Annotated in this window: 17 protein-coding genes; 9 read left to right on the top strand and 8 right to left on the bottom strand. The window is 69.7% G+C overall.

The features are described from left to right. The first annotated feature begins 209 nt into the window (after window positions 1-209). Together ACTWPP_RS06840 and ACTWPP_RS06845 are read left to right on the top strand one after the other, a co-directional pair. Entirely contained in the window at window positions 210-1,442 is a 1,233-nt protein-coding gene (locus tag ACTWPP_RS06840; protein WP_443103423.1) for an aminotransferase-like domain-containing protein, read from the top strand. Between the two features lie 112 nt (window positions 1,443-1,554). Then, a complete protein-coding gene (locus tag ACTWPP_RS06845; RefSeq protein ID WP_443103222.1) occupies window positions 1,555-2,496 on the top strand; it encodes a D-alanine--D-alanine ligase family protein in 942 nt (313 codons plus the stop codon). A 599-nt stretch (window positions 2,497-3,095) separates the two neighbouring features. Here ACTWPP_RS06845 and ACTWPP_RS06850 read toward each other — a convergent pair. The 3 genes from ACTWPP_RS06850 to rsmG form a co-directional block, all read right to left on the bottom strand. Further along, entirely contained in the window at window positions 3,096-4,109 is a 1,014-nt protein-coding gene (locus ACTWPP_RS06850) for a ParB/RepB/Spo0J family partition protein (RefSeq protein ID WP_443103223.1), read from the bottom strand. Then, the gene (locus ACTWPP_RS06855) at window positions 4,106-4,921 is read right to left on the bottom strand and encodes a ParA family protein (protein WP_443103425.1); all 816 of its coding nucleotides are present in this window, start codon (window positions 4,919-4,921) and stop codon (window positions 4,106-4,108) included. Before ACTWPP_RS06855 ends, ACTWPP_RS06850 begins: the two co-directional genes overlap by 4 nt. A 347-nt stretch (window positions 4,922-5,268) precedes the next feature. Continuing rightward, complete coding sequence (gene rsmG, locus ACTWPP_RS06860) at window positions 5,269-5,946, bottom strand: 16S rRNA (guanine(527)-N(7))-methyltransferase RsmG (protein WP_443103224.1); 678 nt, start codon at window positions 5,944-5,946, stop codon at window positions 5,269-5,271. A 171-nt stretch (window positions 5,947-6,117) separates the two neighbouring features. Between rsmG and ACTWPP_RS06865 the strand changes: the two genes are divergently transcribed. Further along, on the top strand, window positions 6,118-6,585 hold the full coding sequence (locus ACTWPP_RS06865; RefSeq protein WP_443103225.1) for a DUF6458 family protein: 468 nt from the start codon (window positions 6,118-6,120) through the stop codon (window positions 6,583-6,585). 211 nt (window positions 6,586-6,796) lie between these two features. On the opposite strand, the gene ACTWPP_RS06870 is transcribed toward ACTWPP_RS06865, so the two are convergent. The 5 genes from ACTWPP_RS06870 to rpmH are packed head-to-tail and all read right to left on the bottom strand — an operon-like array spanning window position 6,797 to window position 9,300. Then, on the bottom strand, window positions 6,797-7,282 hold the full coding sequence (locus ACTWPP_RS06870) for a Jag family protein (protein ID WP_443103226.1): 486 nt from the start codon (window positions 7,280-7,282) through the stop codon (window positions 6,797-6,799). Window positions 7,283-7,319: 37 nt separating this feature from the next. Beyond that, window positions 7,320-8,384, bottom strand: a complete 1,065-nt coding sequence (gene yidC / locus ACTWPP_RS06875) for a membrane protein insertase YidC (RefSeq protein WP_443103227.1) — start codon at window positions 8,382-8,384, stop codon at window positions 7,320-7,322. After that, on the bottom strand, window positions 8,377-8,784 hold the full coding sequence (gene yidD / locus ACTWPP_RS06880; RefSeq protein ID WP_443103228.1) for a membrane protein insertion efficiency factor YidD: 408 nt from the start codon (window positions 8,782-8,784) through the stop codon (window positions 8,377-8,379). The genes yidC and yidD overlap by 8 nt, the downstream gene beginning before the upstream one ends. Continuing rightward, window positions 8,781-9,149, bottom strand: coding sequence for a ribonuclease P protein component (gene rnpA / locus ACTWPP_RS06885; RefSeq protein WP_443103229.1), 369 nt, complete (start codon window positions 9,147-9,149; stop codon window positions 8,781-8,783). Before rnpA ends, yidD begins: the two co-directional genes overlap by 4 nt. A gap of 13 nt (window positions 9,150-9,162) precedes the next feature. Next, the gene (gene rpmH / locus ACTWPP_RS06890) at window positions 9,163-9,300 is read right to left on the bottom strand and encodes a 50S ribosomal protein L34 (protein WP_358453316.1); all 138 of its coding nucleotides are present in this window, start codon (window positions 9,298-9,300) and stop codon (window positions 9,163-9,165) included. Window positions 9,301-9,998: 698 nt separating this feature from the next. Here rpmH and dnaA point away from each other — a divergent pair. The 6 genes from dnaA to gyrB all read left to right on the top strand — a co-directional run bounded on the left by dnaA (window position 9,999) and on the right by gyrB (window position 19,610). Continuing rightward, a complete protein-coding gene (gene dnaA / locus ACTWPP_RS06895; RefSeq protein WP_443103230.1) occupies window positions 9,999-12,185 on the top strand; it encodes a chromosomal replication initiator protein DnaA in 2,187 nt (728 codons plus the stop codon). Between the two features lie 653 nt (window positions 12,186-12,838). Beyond that, entirely contained in the window at window positions 12,839-13,981 is a 1,143-nt protein-coding gene (dnaN, locus tag ACTWPP_RS06900; protein ID WP_443103231.1) for a DNA polymerase III subunit beta, read from the top strand. Between the two features lie 224 nt (window positions 13,982-14,205). Continuing rightward, entirely contained in the window at window positions 14,206-15,126 is a 921-nt protein-coding gene (gnd, locus tag ACTWPP_RS06905) for a phosphogluconate dehydrogenase (NAD(+)-dependent, decarboxylating) (RefSeq protein ID WP_443103232.1), read from the top strand. Window positions 15,127-15,287: 161 nt separating this feature from the next. After that, the gene (recF, locus tag ACTWPP_RS06910; protein ID WP_443103233.1) at window positions 15,288-16,412 is read left to right on the top strand and encodes a DNA replication/repair protein RecF; all 1,125 of its coding nucleotides are present in this window, start codon (window positions 15,288-15,290) and stop codon (window positions 16,410-16,412) included. Window positions 16,413-16,679: 267 nt separating this feature from the next. Further along, a complete protein-coding gene (locus tag ACTWPP_RS06915) occupies window positions 16,680-17,216 on the top strand; it encodes a DUF721 domain-containing protein (protein ID WP_443103234.1) in 537 nt (178 codons plus the stop codon). Between the two features lie 477 nt (window positions 17,217-17,693). Continuing rightward, window positions 17,694-19,610, top strand: a complete 1,917-nt coding sequence (gyrB, locus tag ACTWPP_RS06920) for a DNA topoisomerase (ATP-hydrolyzing) subunit B (RefSeq protein ID WP_443103426.1) — start codon at window positions 17,694-17,696, stop codon at window positions 19,608-19,610. Window positions 19,611-19,667 lie beyond the last annotated feature (57 nt).

Genomic DNA, 19,667 nt, shown 5'->3' on the forward strand with positions numbered 1-19,667 from the left:
TCTCGCGGCGGGCCGGCCCGCCGGCCGAGGCGGCGTCCTCACGGTGCGGCGTCCCGGACGGCTCGGGACGGCACACCCGGGGTTCCACCCGGATCGCCCCGGCCGATGCCGTAGTTTGCAGGCAAGCCAGTCCACCTCGGAGGTGCCTCGTGGAACAGCACTCGCGCACAGATGCCTACACCGATCGCTACGCCGCTCGTGCCGCCGGCATGGTGCCGTCCGAGATCCGGGCTCTGTTCGCGATGGCCGCCCGTCCCGAGGTCGTCTCGCTCGCGGGCGGGATGCCGTACGTCTCGGCGCTCCCCCTCGACGCCGTCGGCCGGATGGTCGGCGACCTCGTCGGCGGCAAGGGCGCGGAGGCGCTGCAGTACGGCTCCGCACAGGGCGACGGACTGCTTCGCGAGCACATCTGCGACGTGATGTCCCTCGAAGGCGTCCAGGCTTCCTCGGACGACGTCGTCGTCACGGTCGGCGCCCAGCAGGCGCTCGACCTCATCACCAAGATCTTCGTCGACCCGGGCGACGTCATCCTCGCGGAGGCACCCTCCTACGTCGGCGCGCTCGGCACGTTCGCCTCCTACCAGGCCGACGTCGTGCACGTCCCCCTCGACGACGCGGGCCTCGTCCCCGGCGCGCTCCGCGAGACCCTGTCGCGGCTGCGCCGCGAAGGCCGCCGGGTCAAGTTCCTCTACACCGTCCCGACGTTCCAGAACCCGGCAGGCGTCACCCTCACCACCGCCCGCCGCGCCCAGATCCTCGAGATCTGCGCCGAGCACGACGTGCTGATCATCGAGGACAACCCGTACGGACTCCTCGGCTTCGAGGGCGAACCGATGCGGGCACTCCGCGCGGACGACGCCGAGCGCGTCATCTACCTCGGCTCGTTCTCCAAGACGATCGCCTCCGGCCTCCGCGTCGGCTGGGTGCTGGCGCCGCACGCCGTGCGGGCGAAGCTCGTCCTGGCCGCCGAGTCCGCGATCCTGTGCCCGTCGAACTTCTCGCAGCTCGCCGTCCGCGAGTACCTCGCCACGCAGCCGTGGCGGGAACAGATCAAGGACTTCCGCGAGCTCTACCGGACGCGCCGCGACGCGATGCTCGAATCCCTCGAACAGCTCATGCCGGACGGCTGCACTTGGACGCGTCCCGCCGGGGGATTCTTCGTCTGGCTGACGCTCCCCGAAGGTCTCGACTCCAAGGCGATGGCGCCCCGCGCGATCGCCGAGCGTGTCGCCTACGTACCCGGCACCGGCTTCTACGCCGATGGAACCGGCCACCGGCACATGCGGTTGTCCTACTGCTTCCCCGAACCCCACCGGATCCGCGAAGGCGTCCGGCGGCTCGCGGTGGTGGTGGAACACGAGATCCGTCTCCGGGACACTTTCGGTGGGACGGTCGCGGGCGGCTCCACCGGCTTCCAGGCTCCGGGCCCGGACGTCGTCTGAATGTTTCACGTGAAACGCGCCGGCCTCCCGGACCGCTGAGCCCTCGGCACAGCCGCCGCCCAGGAGGCCGGCGCGTTCTTTCAACGTCACATCACCTAGAGGGGCACCACCAGTGGAACTCGGGCACGTCGTCGTCCTGGCCGGGGGACTGTCCTACGAGCGGGAGGTCTCGCTCCGCTCCGGCCGCCGAGTCACGGACGCGCTGCGCTCCCTCGACATCCCCGTCGAACTCCGCGACGCGGACGCCACCCTCCTGGACTCGCTCACCGACGATCCTCCGGACGCCGTGTTCCCCGTCCTGCACGGCGCCGCGGGTGAGGACGGCTCCATCCGGGACGTCCTCGAACTCCTCGGCATGCGCTACGTCGGCGCCCGCCCGGACGCCTGCCGCGTCGCATGGGACAAGCCGACCGCCAAGTCCGTCGTGCGCCGCGCCGGCCTCCAGACCCCCGCCTCGGTCGCGCTTCCCAAGGAGGTCTTCCACGACCTCGGCGCCGCGTCCGTCCTGGACCAGATCATCCAGAGCCTCGGCCTCCCCCTCTTCGTCAAGCCCACCCGGGGCGGCTCGGCCCTCGGCGCATCCGTCGTCCACGACGCCGCCGACCTCTCCGCCGCCATGGTCGGCTGCTTCGCCTACGGCGACGCCGCCCTCGTCGAACGCTGCGTCTCCGGCATCGAGGTCTCCGTCAGCGTCATCGAACGCGACGGCACCCCCACGGCGCTGCCCGCCGTCGAGATCGTCGCCCCCGGCGGCCGCTACGACTACACCGCCCGCTACGACGCCGGCGACACCGAGTTCGTCACCCCGGCCCGCCTGACACCCGAAGCCACCGCACGCGCCACCGCCGCCGCCGTCACGGCCCACCGCGCGCTGGGCCTCCGCGACCTCTCCCGCACCGACCTCATCGTCACCCCCGACGACGAGGTCCACTTCCTCGAAGTCAACGTCGCCCCCGGCATGACGGAGACGAGCCTCTTCCCACGAGCCGTCAGTGGCGCCGGCCTGGACCTCGGCGAGGTCTGCCGAGACCTCCTCCTATCCCGCTTCCCCTAACCCGAAGCCACCCCTGGCAGGCAGGGCCAGACGCCGTTTCACGTGAAACACCCCCGGGACGCGCGCGCCTCGACGCCGCCCCACTCCTGACCACACAACGTCCCCCGCCCGCCCGGCCAACGCACCGTCCGGCACCGCCTTGCGCCGCCCCGGGTCCAGCCTCGGTTGTCGGGAAACAAGGCCGGATGCAGTTTCACGTGAAACGTCGCCGAGAAGCGAATGATGGATGCTTCGGCGGACGCCGGCGCCCTTGCACGGCCGCCGACCGTAAACACGCTCGGTTCGCCACACCGGCAGTACCGGCAGCCAGACCACCACCACACCCAACTGAAACCGCTGAGTGCTCTGAGGCGCCCACGGCATGCCGTGCCCACCCACCACGCCGAACCGATCCGCTGAGGTGCTCTGAGGGCATCATGCCCGGCCGTCCCGGGTGCTCCTACCTCGTGAGCGTGTTTCACGTGAAACGAGGGAAGGCATGGGCGGTGTGGTCTAGTTGGGCTTGGTGGGCGTTGCTCGGGTTGGGTGAGTGTCGCCGTCACAGCAGAGCGCCCCGGAAGCTCGGGGCTTCCGGGGCGCTCGGGTGTACGTGGCGGCGATCAGGGTTCGCTGACGCCGTCCTCGTCCGGGGCCATGGACTTGATGATGCGGTCGAGGTCCTCCAGCGTCGCGAACTCGACCACGATCTTGCCCTTGTTGCGGCCCATGTCGACTCGGACCTTGGTCTCGTAGCGGTCGGAGAGCCGGTCGGCAAGTTCCTTGAGGCCGGGGGCGACCGGCTTCTTGCGGCGGCCCTGCCGCGGTGCCTTCGGTTCGTCGTCGACCTCGCGGAGCGCGATGAGCTCTTCGAGCGCGCGGACGGAGAGGCCTTCCTGGACGATGCGCTGCGCCAGGTGCTCCTGGGCCTCGATGCTGTCGAGGGAGAGCAGCGCGCGCGCGTGGCCGGCGGACAGGACTCCCGCGGCGACACGGCGCTGGACGGCGGGCGGCAGGTTCAGCAGGCGGAGCGTGTTCGTGATGTGCGGACGCGACCGGCCGATGCGTCCGGCGAGCTGCTCGTGGGTGGCGCCGAAGTCCTGGAGCAGCTGCTGGTACGCGGCCGCCTCCTCCAGCGGGTTGAGCTGCTGGCGGTGGAGGTTCTCCATGAGGGCGTCACGGAGAAGGTCGTTGTCGCCGGTGTCGCGGACGATCGCCGGGATGACGTCCAGCCCCGCCATCTGGGACGCGCGCCAGCGGCGCTCGCCCATGATGAGCTCGTACTCGTGCTCGTCCGACGGGGACCTTCGGACGACGATCGGCTGCAGGAGGCCGACGATGCCGATCGACTCGGCGAGTTCCGCCAGGGCCTGCTCGTCGAAGTGCTCGCGCGGCTGGCGCGGGTTGACGGTGATCGAGCTGAGGGGGAGTTCGGCGAAGTGTGCACCGGCGACCGGTTCGAGTCCCGGTTCGAGTGCCGGTTCGGACGAGGCGGTGCCGTTCGGCGGGGGCGGGACGGGGCCGCCCGGGAATCCCGGTTCGCCGACGCCGTCCGTTTCGCCGGGCGCCGCCGGGGGCGGGGCGGTGGGGATGAGGGCGCCGAGCCCCTTGCCCAGGCCGCGTCGCTGCTGGCTCACTGGACAGCTCCTCCGTGGGCCATCTCCGAGGCGGCCTCGCTGTAGGCGAGGGCGCCGCTGGAACCGGGGTCGTAGGTCAGGACGGACTGCCCGTAGCTCGGGGCTTCGGAGACCCGGACGCTGCGGGGGATGACGGTGTTGAGGACGACGTCGCCGAAGTGGTTGCGGACGTCCTCGGCCACCTGCGCGGCGAGCCGCGTCCGGGCGTCGTACATCGTGAGCAGGATCGTGGACACCTTCAGTTGCTGGTTGAGGTGCGCCTTGACGAGGTCGACGGTCCGGATGAGCTGCCCGAGCCCTTCGAGCGCGTAGTACTCGCACTGGATCGGGATGAGCAGTTCGTCGCCGCCGACGAGGGCGTTGACCGTGAGGAGGCCGAGCGACGGAGGGCAGTCGATCAGGACGTAGTCGAACTTGTCGGTGTCGTAGGCGTCGAGCGCCCGCCGCAGCCGCGACTCGCGGGCCACCTTGGAGACGAGTTCGATCTCGGCGCCGGCGAGGTTGAGCGTCGCGGGCGCGCAGAAGAGGTTGGGGATCTCCGCCGCCGGGACGACGATGTCGGCGAGCGCCATGTCCTCGATCAGCACGTCGTAGATCGACGGGACTTCCGCGTGGTGCTCCACCCCGAGGGCCGTGGAGGCGTTGCCCTGGGGGTCGAGGTCCACGACGAGCACCTGGGCGCCGTGCATGGCGAGGGAAGCGGCGAGGTTCACCGAACTGGTGGTCTTGCCCACGCCGCCCTTCTGGTTGGCGATGGTGATGATGCGGCATCTGTCGGGCCGCGGCCACTCCCTGTCCTTGCGGCCCGGTATCGCCTTGATGGCCGTGGCCGATGTTTCATGTGAAACCTTGGCGTCCTTGAGCGCCTCGCGCACGAGTTCTGACTCCCCCTGAGATGGTCCCTTGCGCGGCCCCGGCGGCTGAGCGCCGGAGTGCGTCGGTACATAGCCGACGTTCTCCGCGGTACCGGACGTCGTCGTACCCCACATTGCGTGTCCGGAGGGCGCGGTTCCCGGCGCGGTGCCCGGGGCCGCCTCCTCCGGCGTGCCGGGAGGGGACACCGCAGGGGCGTCGTCCTCACCGGCTCCGGCCAGGCCGGACGGCTGATCGTCGGGGGATTCGCCGGCGCGGTCAGGCCGGCCCAGTCCTGGTCCCGTGCTCATGAAGACCTCTTCCTCGACCCTTTGGCGCGCCGGGGTGCGCGCTGTCGTCGCCCGACAACCACGCCCCGTCCGGCGACCACACGGACGAGTGTTGTCGGCGGATCGACCATACCGTGCCCGACTTGAAGCAGTTCCGCCGTGCGGGCCCCGAACCGCTCCAGGACGGGTCCCGCCTCGTCCAGTTCGGCGGCCGCCCGCTCACCCTTGAGGGCGAGCAGTTCGCCGCCCGGACGCAGCAGCGGAAGCGCCCATGTCACGAGGCGTTCGAGCGGTGCGACGGCCCGCGCGGTGGCGACGTCCACGGAGAACTCGCCGGCCACCTCCTCGGCCCGGGCCCGGCGGACCTCGACGTTCGGGAGGCCGAGCAGCTCGACGCACTCGTCGAGGAACGTCGTGCGCCGCAGCAGCGGTTCCAGGAGGGTCACCCGGAGGTCGGGCCGGACGATCGCGAGGACGACGCCCGGCAGGCCCGCCCCCGAGCCGACGTCGACGACCTGCGCGTCCGCCGGCACGGCCGCGGACACCACCGCGCAGTTGATCAGGTGGCGTTCCCAGAGACGGTCGACCTCGCGCGGCCCGATGAGCCCGCGCTCGACCCCGGCTTCCGCGAGGAACGCCGCGTAGCGCTCCGCGACCGGCAGCGCGTCACCGAATACCTCACGTGCAATCCCCACCAGACGAATCGTTCCACAAAAACCGGCGGGGGCGTGCACGCGCGGCGCCGGGACGCCGTGTCGGCCGACCCTTGCGATATGGGGAGAACCACATGACCCCTTCGCATAATCGGGGTTCGCCGGGTAGGGGCGCAGTGTCGCCCAGACTCCCCCCGGAAGGAGCTCCGACAGATGGGAATCGGAGTCAGTCTCGCATTCATCACCATCGGCGCGATTCTCGCGTTCGCCCTCCAGGTCGACCTCAGCGGCATCAACATTGAGCTGGTCGGCTGGATCCTGATGCTGGTGGGGCTGTTCAGCATGGGTTTCACCGTCAAGTACACGCGTCCGCGGCGCCGCGCCGGACGTGTCGTCGGCGCAGATCCCGCCTACGGGGACGAGCCGGGGACCGTGGTCCGCGAGGAGCACGTCATCGAGGACCCCGCGCCCGGCGGGCGTCCGGGTGAACGAGTCGAACGCGTGATCGAACACCCGGCGGGCGAGGGCGTGCCGCGCGGCCATATCGCGCAGGACCCGGCGTTCGAGCAGGACCCCGCGCACGCCCAGGATCCGGCGGAGCAGCAGAGCCCGTCCGTCATCGACGCGGAGGGGCGGCCCGTCCCGCAGCGCCGCCGGTGGCGGCGGACCGTCAGGAGATGACCCCGCCTTCCGATACCGCTCGGTGTGCCTGGGCGGCGGTGCACACCGAGCTTCCGGGGCCCCGCGCCGGGCAGGGCGCGGGGCCCTCCCCGCTCCGGGCGGATCGGCCGGCATCACACCGTCCGGTCCGCATGCGAACGGCCCCGATGCGGGTGGGCACCGGGGCCGTTCGGGGTCGGGGCAGCGTCGTCCGGGCGGGACGGCCGAGGCGTCAGGCGGGGTAGACGACCACGTAGCGGTCGGGTTCTTCGCCTTCGGACTCGCTGCGCAGGCCCGCGTCGGCGACGGCATCGTGAACGATCTTGCGTTCGAACGGGGTCATCGGGGCGAGCGGTTTCGGCTCGCCGCCCTGCTTGACCTCGTCGGCGACGTCGGTGCCGAGCTTGGTCAGCTCGGCGCGGCGGCGCTCACGGTAGCCGCCGATGTCGAGCATGAGGCGGGTACGGTTGCCCGTCTGCCGGTGGACGGCCAGTCGGGTCAGCTCCTGCAGCGCTTCCAGGACCTCGCCGCGTTTGCCGACCAGTTCGTCCAAGGCGCCGCCGACGACCGCGACGATCGCGCGCTCACCCTCGACGTCCATGTCGATGTCGCCGTCATAGTCACCGATGTCCAGCAGGCCCTCGATGTAGTCGGCGGCGATCTCGCCTTCCTGTTCGAGCGCCTGGACGTCGACCTCGGTTGTGTCGGTCTGGCTCAACGGGGTCTCCTTCTCCGGCACGTGCTCGGGGTTCAAACTAGCGCTTCTGGGTGCCGCTGCGCTTGCTGCGCGGCTTGCGGGTCGGCTGGTTGCGGACGACCTTCGGCTTCTCGTCGTCCTCGGGGACGGTGTCCGCCTCCTCCTTCTTCAGCCTGGCCTTGCCGCCGGACGGGGCCTGGCCGTTCTTCGCACCGGCTCCCTTGGCGCCCGACTTGGTCCCCGCCTTGGCACCCGGCTTGGCGCCCGACTTGACGCCGGCCTTCGTGCCCGGCTTGGCGCCCGACTTCGCGCCGGCCTTCGTGCCCGACTTTGTGGTGGAGACCGGCGCGGTGTCGTCCGTGCTGGGCGGCGGGTACTTCTTGAAGATGTAGTGCTGCTGCGCCAGCGTCCAACTGTTGGATGTGACCCAGTACATGAGGACGCCCAGGGGGAAGCCGAGTCCGAAGAGGCCGAACAGCGGCGCCATGAAGACCATCATCTTCTGCGCCTGCATCATCGGGTTGGCCTCGTCGGTGACGGGCTGGCGCTTCATGCTCGCCCGGACGGTGAAGAACGTCGTGACCGAGCTGATCACCACGGCGACGCCGGTGATGAGGATGGCGGTCCAGCTCTTGGGGTCCGAACCCCACGCGTTGAGGAAGGTGTCCGGGATGTGGGCGCCGAAGATGCTGGCGTTCTGGGCGCTGGCGACCAGTTCCGCCGACACCGCGAAGACGCTCTCACCGGGGTCGGCGTCGGAGATCTTCTGCAGGGTCTGGAACAGCCCGATGAAGATCGGCATCTGGACCAGGAGCGGCAGGCAGCCCGACAACGGGTTGGCGCCGTTCTCCTGGTAGAGCTTCATGACCTCCTGGTTCATGCGCTGCTTGTCGTTCTTGTACTTCTTGCGCAGCGCCTGGACCTTGGGATTCAGCTCCTGCATCTTCCGCGAAGCGTGGATCTGCTTCACGAACAGGGGGACGAGGACGACTCGCAGCAGGACCGTCAGCAGGATGATCGAGCCACCCCAGGCCCATCCACTGTCCTTGGGGACGACGGTGCTCAGCCCCGTGTGAATCCACACGATGAGCTGAGAAACGATCTCGTACAACCAATCAAGCACCGGGCAGCTCCTTGGGCTCTGCTAGGGCGGGACCGCTCTCCTCGCGGCCGGAGTTCGAAGAAGCCGCCGCGGATCGCTCCTGGGCGGCGGGCCCCCCGGATCCCCCGGAGAAACGCCCCTTGGCCGCCTTCTTCGGCGGCACCGGGTCGTAACCCCCCGGGTTGAAGGGATGGCACCGCACGATCCGGCGGGCCGTCAGCCACGTGCCGCGCAGCGCCCCGTGCACCTGGAGCGACTCCAGGCCGTACGCGCTGCAGCTGGGCTGGAACCGGCACTGCTGCCCGAGCAGGGGACTCAAGAAGCGGCGGTAGGCGCGGACGAGAAAGATCAGCAGGGTCGCGACGGGGCCCGGGGACCCCGGGTGCTGCGAGGGGAGCACCGTCCCCTGCCGACTCCTCATCTTCGCCCCTTGGACGCGGGCCGCATCAGCCGGTCGAGCGCCGACTCCAGATCCGCGGCCAGTTCGTCAGGACGCGCCGTCCCCGCCCGGGGGTTGGCGCGCACTACGAGCAGGCTACCCGCTGCGAGCCGGTCGAGGTGCGGGCGCATCAGGTGGCGGAGCCGGCGCCGCACGGAGTTGCGGACGACGGCGTTCCCCACGGTGCGCGCCACGATGAACCCGACCAGCGGCGGTGCGGGCGCATCGGGGGCCTCGTCCGGCTGAAGCAGGTGAACCACGACAGTTGGCCGTCCAGCGCGGCGACCGCGCCGGACGGCCAACGTGAAGTCGTCCCGCCGCCGCATCCGGTTTCCGGACGGCAGCACAGTGAGCGGTGGGTCAGACCGCGATGCGGGTGCGGCCCTTGCCGCGCCGGTTGGTCAGGATCGCGCGGCCGGCGCGAGTGCGCATGCGCAGCCGGAAGCCGTGCTTCTTGTGGCGACGACGGTTGTTCGGCTGGAAAGTACGCTTGCTCACTTGAGGCTCCAGTGCTGCGGTCGGTTCGTCTTCGAAAGGCTCGATAGCTCGCATCGAGGGCCGCGTCCGGTCCCCCGCAGCGGGGGCCCACCCGAACTTGCCTGGAGGGGCTTCCGGCGGGCACGCGTCATCTCCGTCGATGCGACTCGACCTCAGCACGTTACGGGCAACCTGGGTATCCGGTCAAACGGAGCCGACGCCTCTCCCGGCACGCCTCACCGCGCTCTCCCGGCGTATTTCACCAGGTTCACCGGGCACACCTCACCGGGCACACCTCAACGGGCACGACCACCGTCGACACCTCCGGTCGCGGACGCGGAGGCCGGGTGGGGCGGGGGTCCGAGCGTGTTGCAGGTGTGGCTCACAGGGGTTAAGGTCGTCCGGGCGAGCCGACGCTCCTTCGACGAATTCGACGATCTGATGTCGGTGTTCTGCCCCCGCAAGCCCCCGTTCGAGAACAGCCCTCGCACCGGCCGTCCGAAGGCCGGAGTCTTCCCGACCTCGTTCACCGGAACCCGCCGTACGGGTTTTGCACAGGGTCCCCCATGCCTATGCACAGCATGTGGACAACTCTGTGGACAACTCGTGAGAGAGTTAGTCTTCCGCGTCGCGACCGTGCCCTGTGAGGCCGATCGCAACTCGCGGGAAAGCCGGGCAGTCAGGTACTCCGTAGAACGGAGGGGGAGGGGACCTTGCGCATGGACGGTCAGGATCTCGGATCGGTCTGGGCCCGCACCCTCACCGCGCTGTCCGAGAGTGATCTGTCTCCGAGTTACCGCGCTTGGCTGCCGATGGTCCGTCCGCTGGCGCTGGTCGAGGGGACGGCTCTGCTCGCGGCACCGAACGAGTTCGCCAAGGACGCGCTGGAGACCCGGCTGCGCAACCTCATCACGCAGGCCCTGTCCCATGAGCTGGGCAGGGAGATCCGCGTTGCGGTGACCGTCCAGCCGGAACCGCCCGCGGCGAGCGGCGCCGGGCCCGGAGGGGGTTCGCGTCCCGGAACCGGTGAGCCGCTGTCCGCGCCGATTCCCGGCCCAGGGGCCGGGCTTGGGATGCACGAGAACACACCTTCTTCTTATGGCGATCCCTACGGGGAACGGCCGCAGGACGACCGGGACCGCGACCGCGACCGCGACCGCGACCGGGATCGTCCCTACAAGGATCAGGCGTACGGCGAGCAGCAGTACGGCGGCGATCCGTCCTACGGCGAGCGGTCCGACCGTCCGTACCCGGAGCAGCCGTTCGGCGATCAGGGCTACCGGCCGCAGCCGGGAGTTACCCACAGCCACGGGTCACCCGGAGGTTATCCACAGGCTCAGGACGACGACCGTGGGTCTTATCCGCCAGCGCCTCGTCCCCCCGCGTATGGGGCGGGCCCGGGTGGACGGGGCCCGTCCCCGTACGAAGGACGCGGCCCGCAGGGCTTTCCGCCGGGTTACGGGGGCCAGGAAGGCTTCGGCGGAGAGCCGCCGGGACGGTCCCCGCACTCGCATCTGAACGACCGCACGCTCGGCCCACGCCGTTCCGGCGGCCGTGCCGAGCAGATGGGGCACGAATCCCAGCACGGTGGGAACGAGGCACCGCTCGGGCATGCGGAAGACACGTTCCAAGCCGAAAACCCGTCGTTCGCCGGCGGCGAGCAGCAGTACAAGGGGACGGAACAGTACGGCAACGAGCAGTACGGCGGTGGCGAGCAGTACAGGGGTGAGGAGCCCTACCGCGGTGAGGGCGGCTTCCGGGATGAGGAGGGCTCCGACTCGCGCGGACCCGTGCCGGTACCGGGCGGCGGCGCCGGGGGAGGCCCCGGCGCGAGTTCGGGTTCGGGATCGGGTTCGGGTGCGTCCGAGCACGCCCGCCTGAATCCCAAGTACACGTTCGAGACGTTCGTCATCGGGTCGTCGAACAGATTCGCGCACGCCGCCGCGGTCGCGGTGGCCGAGCAGCCGGCCAAGGCGTACAACCCGCTGTTCGTCTACGGCGACTCGGGTCTCGGCAAGACTCACCTTCTCCACGCGATCGGGCATTACGCACAGAGCCTCTTCAACGGGGCGCGCGTCCGTTATGTGAGTTCAGAGGAATTCACCAACGACTTCATCAACTCGATCCGTGACGGAAAGGCCGACGGGTTCCGCCGCCGCTACCGGGATGTGGACATCCTCCTCGTCGACGACATCCAGTTCCTTGAGGGCAAGGAGCAGACGCAGGAGGAGTTCTTCCACACCTTCAACACCCTCCACAACGCCAGCAAGCAGATCGTGATCTCCAGTGACCGTCCGCCGAAGGAGCTGGTGACCCTGGAGGACCGGCTTCGCAACCGGTTCGAGTGGGGGCTGACGACCGACGTCCAGCCGCCCGAGCTGGAGACGCGGATCGCGATCCTGCAGAAGAAGGCGCGCCAGGAGGGCCTGGCCGCGCCGCCGGACGTGCTGGAGTTCATCGCCTCGCAGATCGCGACGAACATCCGCGAGTTGGAGGGCGCGCTGATCCGGGTCACGGCGTTCGCGAGCCTGAACCGGCAGTCGGTGGACATGAAGCTCGCCGAGATCGTCCTGAAGGACCTCATCCCCAACGACTCCGGTCCCGAGATCACCGCCGCGATGATCATGGCGCAGACGGTGGAGTACTTCGGGACGACGATCGAGGACCTGTGCGGGCCGTCGCGTTCGCGGATGCTCGTGACCGCCCGGCAGATCGCGATGTACCTGTGCCGGGAGCTGACCGAGCTGTCGCTCCCCAAGATCGGGCAGCAGTTCGGGGGCCGCGACCACACGACGGTGATGCACGCCGAGCGCAAGATCCGGTCGCTGATGGCCGAGCGCCGTGCCATATACAACCAGGTCACGGAGCTGACGGGGCGGATCAAGCACCAGGCCCGCAAGCGCTGACGGCGCGGGCGTACACATTGTGGACAGACCGGCGCGATGCCTGTGGACGGGTCGCGATCGCCTCGTCCACACCTCGTCCGGCGCGCGAAACCGGCAAAAGACGCGCATCCCCCGAGAACCGGAGCCGCTACTCACAAGTTGTGGAAAACTCTGGGGATTTTCGTGGATAACCCGGTGGGCAACCCATGGAGAAGCTGAGGATGAAGAGTGGACGGACGTGGGCCCGCTGTGCACGGACACCCGGCCTCCTGGGGAAAACCGGTGGACGACCTGGGGACGGACCTGGGGGCGAACTCCGGTGACCATGGGTCCCGTGTACACAGGCACTCGAAACTACCGGCATACCCGTGGAGAACTCGTGGAAAACCGGGGGATGACATGAGGACGACGTGTGGGGATGATTTCGCCGTCCCCAGGCGCCGCCGCGCCGTCCACTCCCGATGCACAGCACCGGTGGACAGAGAAACAGCGCCTCACCTGGGAAAACGAGGTCTGTCCACACTATCCACCGCCCCTATGACTAGTACTGCACCTCTTCTCTATCCAAGAAAAGATCCATCTCAAGTCAGGGCCTGGGGAGAACCTGCCCCGAGCGCCCCGGCCGAGCCAGGATCACGTCACCGTTGTCCGACACCTGCAGGAGGCGGGTCCCCTTGAAGTTCCGCATCGACAGAGACGCCCTCGCCGACGCCGTCGCCTGGACCGCACGCACGCTCCCGGTCCGGCCGCCGGTACCGGTCCTCGCGGGAATGCACATCGTCGCCGGCGGCGAGGAGAACAGTGACCGGCTGAAGTTGTCCGCCTTCGACTACGAGGTCTCCGCCCAGGTGTCCACGGACATCGACGTGGAGGAGGCCGGGACGGCCCTGGTGTCCGGGCGGCTCCTCGCCGAGATTTCGCGCAGTCTTCCCCCACACCCTGTGGAGGTGACCACGGACGGGGCGAAGGTGATGCTCCGCTGCGGCAGCGCGAAATTCACACTTCTCACCATGCCTGTGGAGGACTACCCCACCCTGCCGGAGATGCCGCCGGCCGCCGGGTCCGTGGGAAGTGACGAGTTCGCCGCGGCTGTCTCCCAGGTCGCGATCGCCGCAGGCAAGGACGACACGATCCCCATGCTGACCGGCGTCCGTGTGGAAATCGAGGGCGAGACCGTCACTCTGGCGTCCACCGACCGCTACAGGCTGGCCGTCCGTGAACTGCACTGGAAGCCGGAACGTCCCGACTTCTCCGCCGTCGCGCTCGTCCCCGCCAAGACGCTCGCCGACACGGCCAAGTCGCTGACGGCGGGCGCGGAGGTGTCGATCGCACTCGCCGCGACGGGCAGCGCCGGCGAAGGCATGATCGGCTTTGAGGGCGGCGGCCGCCGGACGACGTCGCGTCTCCTGGACGGCGACTTCGTCAAGTACAGGTCGCTGCTGCCGAGCGAGTACGCGGGCCTCGCCGAGATCCAGACCTCGCCGTTCATCGAGGCCGTCAAACGCGTGTCGCTGGTTGCCGAGCGCAACACCCCCGTGCGGCTCTCATTCAGCCAGGGCGAGGTCGTCCTGGAGGCCGGGACCGGGGACGAGGCTCAGGCGGTGGAGGCCCTGGAGGCGACGCTGGAGGGCGAGGACATCGACATCGCCTTCAACCCCGCCTTCCTCCTCGACGGGCTCACCGCGATCGGCTCGGATGTGGCGCGGCTCTCCTTCACGACCCCGACGAAGCCGGCCGTCCTCACCGGCAAGCCGCCGCAGGACGGCGAGAACCCGAACTACCGTTACCTGATCATGCCCGTCCGGCTGTCCGGGTAATCCGGTTCATCCGGGTAAGGAGCCAAGGGGCCTTTCGTTCGCGAATACACGGGCTCGTGCGATGAAAGGTTCGCCCTGGGGCATGCACAGCCCCGGGGCACCTGGGGACGACGTCCCGCCGGGGTCGCCCCCGCGGCCGCGCACGCATGGAGACCGGCGCGCACGGTCACGCAGCCGTGCGGTCACGCACGCGTGCAGTTACGCACAGGGGAGAGTGAGCTTGCATGGAGCTTGGGATCATCGGCCTGGGCAAGATGGGCGGCAACATGGCCGAGCGGCTGCGCCGGGGCGGCCACACGATCGTCGGCTATGACCGCGATCCCGACATCACCGACGTCGGCTCGGTCGAGGAGCTGGCCGAACGGCTGGCCCCGCCGCGCGCCGTGTGGGTGATGGTGCCCGCCGGCAAGCCCACCGCCGACACCATCCACAGGCTGGGGGAGGTTCTTCAGCCCGGCGACGTCGTCGTCGACGGCGGTAATTCACACTATGTGGACGATCAGAAACACGGCGAAGAGCTGGCCGCCAAGGGGATCGGGTTCGTGGACTGCGGCGTCAGCGGCGGCGTGTGGGGCCTGGAGAACGGCTACGCGCTCATGGTCGGCGGCGACGACGACAACGTGAAGCGCCTGATGCCGATCTTCGAGACGCTCAAGCCGGCGGGCGAGTACGGCTTCGTCCACTCCGGCAAGGTCGGCGCGGGCCACTTCGTGAAGATGGTCCACAACGGCATCGAGTACGCGATGATGCAGGCCTTCGGCGAGGGCTACGAGCTGATCGAGGCCAGCGACCTCGTGACCCGGGTTCCGGAGACGTTCCTGAGCTGGCAGGAGGGCACGGTCATCCGCTCCTGGCTGCTGGAACTGCTGAACAGGGCCCTGGCCGGCGACCCGGAGCTCGACGACCTGCGCGGCTACGCCAACGACTCCGGCGAGGGCCGCTGGACGGTCCAGGCCGCCGTCGAGCACGCCGTCCCCCTGCCCGCCATCAGCGCCTCCCTGTTCGCGCGGTTCGCCTCCCGCCAGGAGGACTCGCCCACGATGAGGGTCGTCGCCGCCCTCCGCAACCAGTTCGGCGGCCACGCGGTCGAGGCCGCCGGCGACGGCGACTCCCCCGGCGCCGACGTCGACCCGCCCGCGGTCTGAGACTCCGCGAGTTATCCACAATTCCGGTTCCGGGTCCCGGCCGGCGTCCGCCTCCCCGAGTCTTGTGAGCGGGCCGGCCGCGAGGGCCGCCGGGAGCCGCGGAGGTGGTGGACGTGAGGGCGTGCGCTGCGTGGGTGCTGGAGGCTCTACGCTCGTGTCTCGTGCACGTCGCCCACCTTTCCTTGCAGGACTTCCGCTCGTATCCGGCCGCCGAGGTCGGGCTGGAGCCGGGGGTGACCGCGTTCGTGGGCCCGAACGGCCAGGGGAAGACGAACCTGGTCGAGGCCATCGGATACGTCGCCACGCACGGCAGCCACAGGGCGGCGACGGACGCGCCGCTCGTCCGGCACGGCGCCCCCCGCGCGATCGTGCGCGCCGGGGTGGTGAAGGACGACCGCAAGGCGCTGATCGAGCTGGAGATCAACCCGGGGAAGGCGAACCGGGCGCGGCTCAACCGGTCCCCCGTACCCAGGCCGCGCGAGATCCTGGGGATGCTGCGGACGGTGTTGTTCGCCCCCGAGGACCTTTCTCTTGTGAAGGGCGATCCGGGGGAGCGGCGGCGGTTCATGGACGAGCTGCTGACCGCGCGGGCTCCGCGTTTCGCGGGTGTGCGGTCCGACTATGACCGCGTCCTCAAGCAGCGCAACGCCCTGTTGAAATCGGCGGCCGCGCACAGGCGCTCCCCTGGCCAGGAGGTCCTCGCGACCCTGGATGTGTGGGATTCGCACCTGGCGCGCACCGGATCCGAGCTTCTGGCCGCCCGGCTGGACCTGGTCGATGCGCTCCGTCCCCTCGTCGTCCGTGCCTATGCGGCGCTCGCGCTGGGCGGTGACGCGGCCGACCTGTACTACAAGAGCTCCCTCGGGGACGTCGAGTTGTCCACAGACCGTGGACAACTGGCCGAGCAGATGCTGGCGGCGGTAGGGGAGGCGCGCAAGCAGGAACTGGAACGCGGAGTGAGCCTCATCGGCCCGCATCGGGACGAGCTCGTCCTGCGGCTCGGGGACCTGCCGGCGCGCGGCTACGCCAGCCACGGCGAGTCGTGGTCGTTCGCGCTCGGGCTGCGGCTCGCCGCGTTCGACCTGCTGCGGGCGGACGGCGACGACCCGGTACTGATCCTGGACGACGTGTTCGCCGAGCTGGACACCGGCCGCCGCAGCCGGCTGGCCGGGATGGTCGTCCCCGCGGAGCAGGTGCTCGTCACGGCGGCCGTCCCCGCCGATGTACCGGCCGAATTGACAGGGGGGTCGTATACCGTTTCCGACGGCAAGGTCGTCCGGGACTGACCGGTGCCCGGAGGGAGCGAAAGGCGTCGGCGGTCACGCTCGGCACGGCGGCCGGGCATGGCTCTCGCAGGCAGGGTGATCCTCGGGGATCATCCAGGCAGGCACCCGCAGGCCGGGGTGGTCATCCCCGGAGCGACCGCCGCGAAGCATCGGCGTGGCGGAGGACGTGATCCGCCGCCCGCGGAGCGGAGGGCGTGGTCGGGCCGGTTTCGCCGAGGGCCGGAGGGCGTCCGCCGAGAGTGGTCGACGACCGGAAGGGGCGAGCGCGTGAACGACGATCCACAGCATGTGCACAACTCCCCCGAACCCGCGGAGGAGGAGGCGAGCGAACCGCCGGCCAAGTCGGGGATCGAGCTGGCCCGCGAGGCGCTCGCCCAGGCGAAGGCGGACGCCGTGAAGCGCGGCACGCTTCCCGGCCAGAACGGCAAACGCAGAAGCGGCGGACGGGTCGTCCGTGTGCGGGAGCCCGGACGGGGCGGAGATCCCAAGCTGTTCGGCGCGGCGATCAACGAGCTGATGGCGTCTCGCGGATGGGAGCAGAGAGCGGCCGTCGGCGGCGTGTTCGGCAACTGGGCCGGCATCGTCGGCGCGGAACTGGCCGAGCACACCCGGCCGGAGCGCTTCGAGGAAGGCGAACTGACCGTCGCCGCCGACTCGACGACGTGGGCGACGCAGCTTCGCCTGCTGTCGTCCACGCTCGTGCGGCGGCTGAACGAGGAACTCGGCCACGGCACCGTTCGTCGGGTGAAGGTGGTGGGCCCCTCGTCCGGCCCGCGCCGCACCGGCGCCTGGCGCGTCCGTTGACCGTGCGCCGCGCCGCGTGCCGCCCCAAGATCCGCCCCAAGATCCGCCCCAAGATCCGCACCGTGCGCCGCGCCGCGTGCCGCACCAGGTGTCGCATCGATCGGCCGTTGGTGCCCAGCCGCCGGGCCGGAGCCGGGTGGGAACAACTGTTCGGCGGGCCAAGTGCCGAGTTCAGCAGCCAGCGCCACGTAGGCCAGAGAAGCCCCCTGGCCCTATAGGGGGGTGTAGCTCCAGGCCCGCCCGGCCGCCACACGCGCACACAGCGCTCGGGAGTGCCACTTTTGGCCGTGTCACCCGGTAGAATGAAATCGGTTCAGGATGCTGCGCCGCCAAAGGGTGCCCGGGCCTCTGACCAAGGTGAACAGAGCACAACCGGGCGCCCTCATGTGTGTTACGGGGCACACCGCGCCTCCCTCGGGTGCGGAGCGGCAGACATCCCCGGCAGGAGGATCTCCTTTGGCGTACGACGCTAGTTCGATCACTGTCCTTGAAGGGCTTGAGGCGGTTCGCAAGCGCCCGGGCATGTACATCGGCTCGACCGGTGAGCGCGGCCTGCACCACCTCGTCTACGAGATCGTGGACAACGCGGTCGACGAGGCCCTCGCCGGCTATGCCGACGACATCGTGGTGACACTGATGGCCGACGGCGGCGTGAGCGTGCTCGACAACGGCCGCGGCATCCCCGTGGGCGAGCACCCCGTGGAGAAGCGTCCGGCCATCGAGCTGGTGCTGACCACGCTGCACGCGGGCGGCAAGTTCGACGGCAAGTCCTATGCCGTGTCGGGCGGCCTCCACGGCGTCGGCTCCGCCGTGGTGAACGCGCTTTCGACACGGATGGAGGCCGAGGTCCGCACCAGCGGCTTCGTGTGGCGCCAGTCGTACACGTGGCAGGGCCCCGAGACCGAGCTGCGCAAGGGCGAGCCGACCGACGAGACCGGCACCCTCATCACGTTCTGGCCGGACCCCGAGATCTTCGAGACCCTCGAATGGAACTTCGAGACCCTCTCCCGCCGCATGCAGGAGATGGCGTTCCTCAACCGCGGCCTGGCCATCACCCTTCGGGACGACCGTCCCGAATACATCAACGGCGAGCCGCACATCGTCCGGTACCACTACGACGGCGGCATCGAGGACTTCGTGCGTTACATCAACGCGCGCAAGGACGCCGTCCACGAGTCGGTGGTCTACTTCGACGACGACACCACGGGCATGTCGCTGGAAATCGCCATGCAGTGGAACTCGTCGTACGCCGAGTCCGTGCACACCTTCGCCAACACGATCAACACGGCGGAGGGCGGCACCCACGAAGAGGGGTTCCGGGCGGCGCTCACCACGATCGTCAACCGGTACGCCCGCGACAAGGGCCTGCTGCGCGACAAGGACGACAACCTCACCGGCGAGGACGTCCGCGAGGGCCTCACCGCGATCATCTCGATCAAGCTGGCGGACCCGCAGTTCGAGGGGCAGACCAAGACCAAGCTCGGCAACACCGAGGCCAAGTCGTTCGTCCAGAAGGCCTGCAACGAGCACCTGCGCGACTGGTTCGAGGAGAACCCCGGCGAGGCCAAGGAGATCATCAACAAGGCCTCGCAGGCGGCGCGGGCCCGGGTGGCGGCGCGGCAGGCGCGCGACCTGACCCGCCGCAAGAGCCTGCTGGAGTCGACGTCGCTGCCCGGCAAGCTGTCGGACTGCCAGTCCACCGACCCGGCCAAGTCGGAGCTGTACATCGTCGAGGGCGACTCGGCGGGAGGCTCCGCCAAGGGCGGCCGCAACCCGCACTTCCAGGCGATCCTGCCGATCCGCGGCAAGATCCTCAACGTGGAGAAGGCCAGGATCGACAGGATCCTGAAGAACAACGAGGTGCAGGCGATCATCACCGCGCTCGGCACCGGGGTGCACGACGAGTTCGACATCGGGCGGCTCCGCTACCACAAGATCATCCTGATGTCGGACGCGGACGTCGACGGCCACCACATCAACACGCTGCTGCTGACGCTGCTGTTCCGGTTCATGAAGCCGCTGATCGAGGCCGGGCACGTCTACCTGTCCCAGCCCCCGCTCTACAAGATCAAGTGGGACTCGCGGGGCACGGAGGCCGACTACGCCTACTCCGACTCCGAGCGCGACGCGATCATCGAGGCCGGGGTGGCCTCCGGCAAGCGCGACCCGCGTCCCCGCGACCTGGTGCAGCGCTTCAAGGGCCTCGGCGAGATGAACGCCAACGAGCTGTGGGACACCACCATGGACCCCGACCACCGGGTTCTGCTCCAGGTCCAGCTCGACGACGCCGCGCAGGCCGACGAACTGTTCAGCGTGCTCATGGGCGAGGAGGTCGAGCCCCGCCGGGAGTTCATCCAGCGCAACGCCAAGGACGTGCGCTTCCTCGACATCTGAGGTACGGGCCTCGCGGCCGCGCTCCCAGCGGCCTGACTCCCAGAGGCGACCGTACGT

The sequence above is a fragment of the Actinomadura sp. 3N407 genome (genome assembly GCF_052245875.1).
GTDB lineage: Bacteria > Actinomycetota > Actinomycetes > Streptosporangiales > Streptosporangiaceae > Spirillospora.

Excerpts from the sequence above, each read along its gene's own strand:
- ACTWPP_RS06840 (WP_443103423.1), top strand. The coding sequence starts at position 210 with ATGGTGCCGTCCGAGATCCGGGCTCTGTTCGCGATGGCCGCCCGTCCC.
- ACTWPP_RS06865 (WP_443103225.1), top strand. The coding sequence starts at position 6,118 with ATGGGAATCGGAGTCAGTCTCGCATTCATCACCATCGGCGCGATTCTC.
- yidD (WP_443103228.1), bottom strand. The coding sequence starts at position 8,784 with ATGAGGAGTCGGCAGGGGACGGTGCTCCCCTCGCAGCACCCGGGGTCC.
- dnaA (WP_443103230.1), top strand. The coding sequence starts at position 9,999 with ATGGACGGTCAGGATCTCGGATCGGTCTGGGCCCGCACCCTCACCGCG.
- gnd (WP_443103232.1), top strand. The coding sequence starts at position 14,206 with ATGGAGCTTGGGATCATCGGCCTGGGCAAGATGGGCGGCAACATGGCC.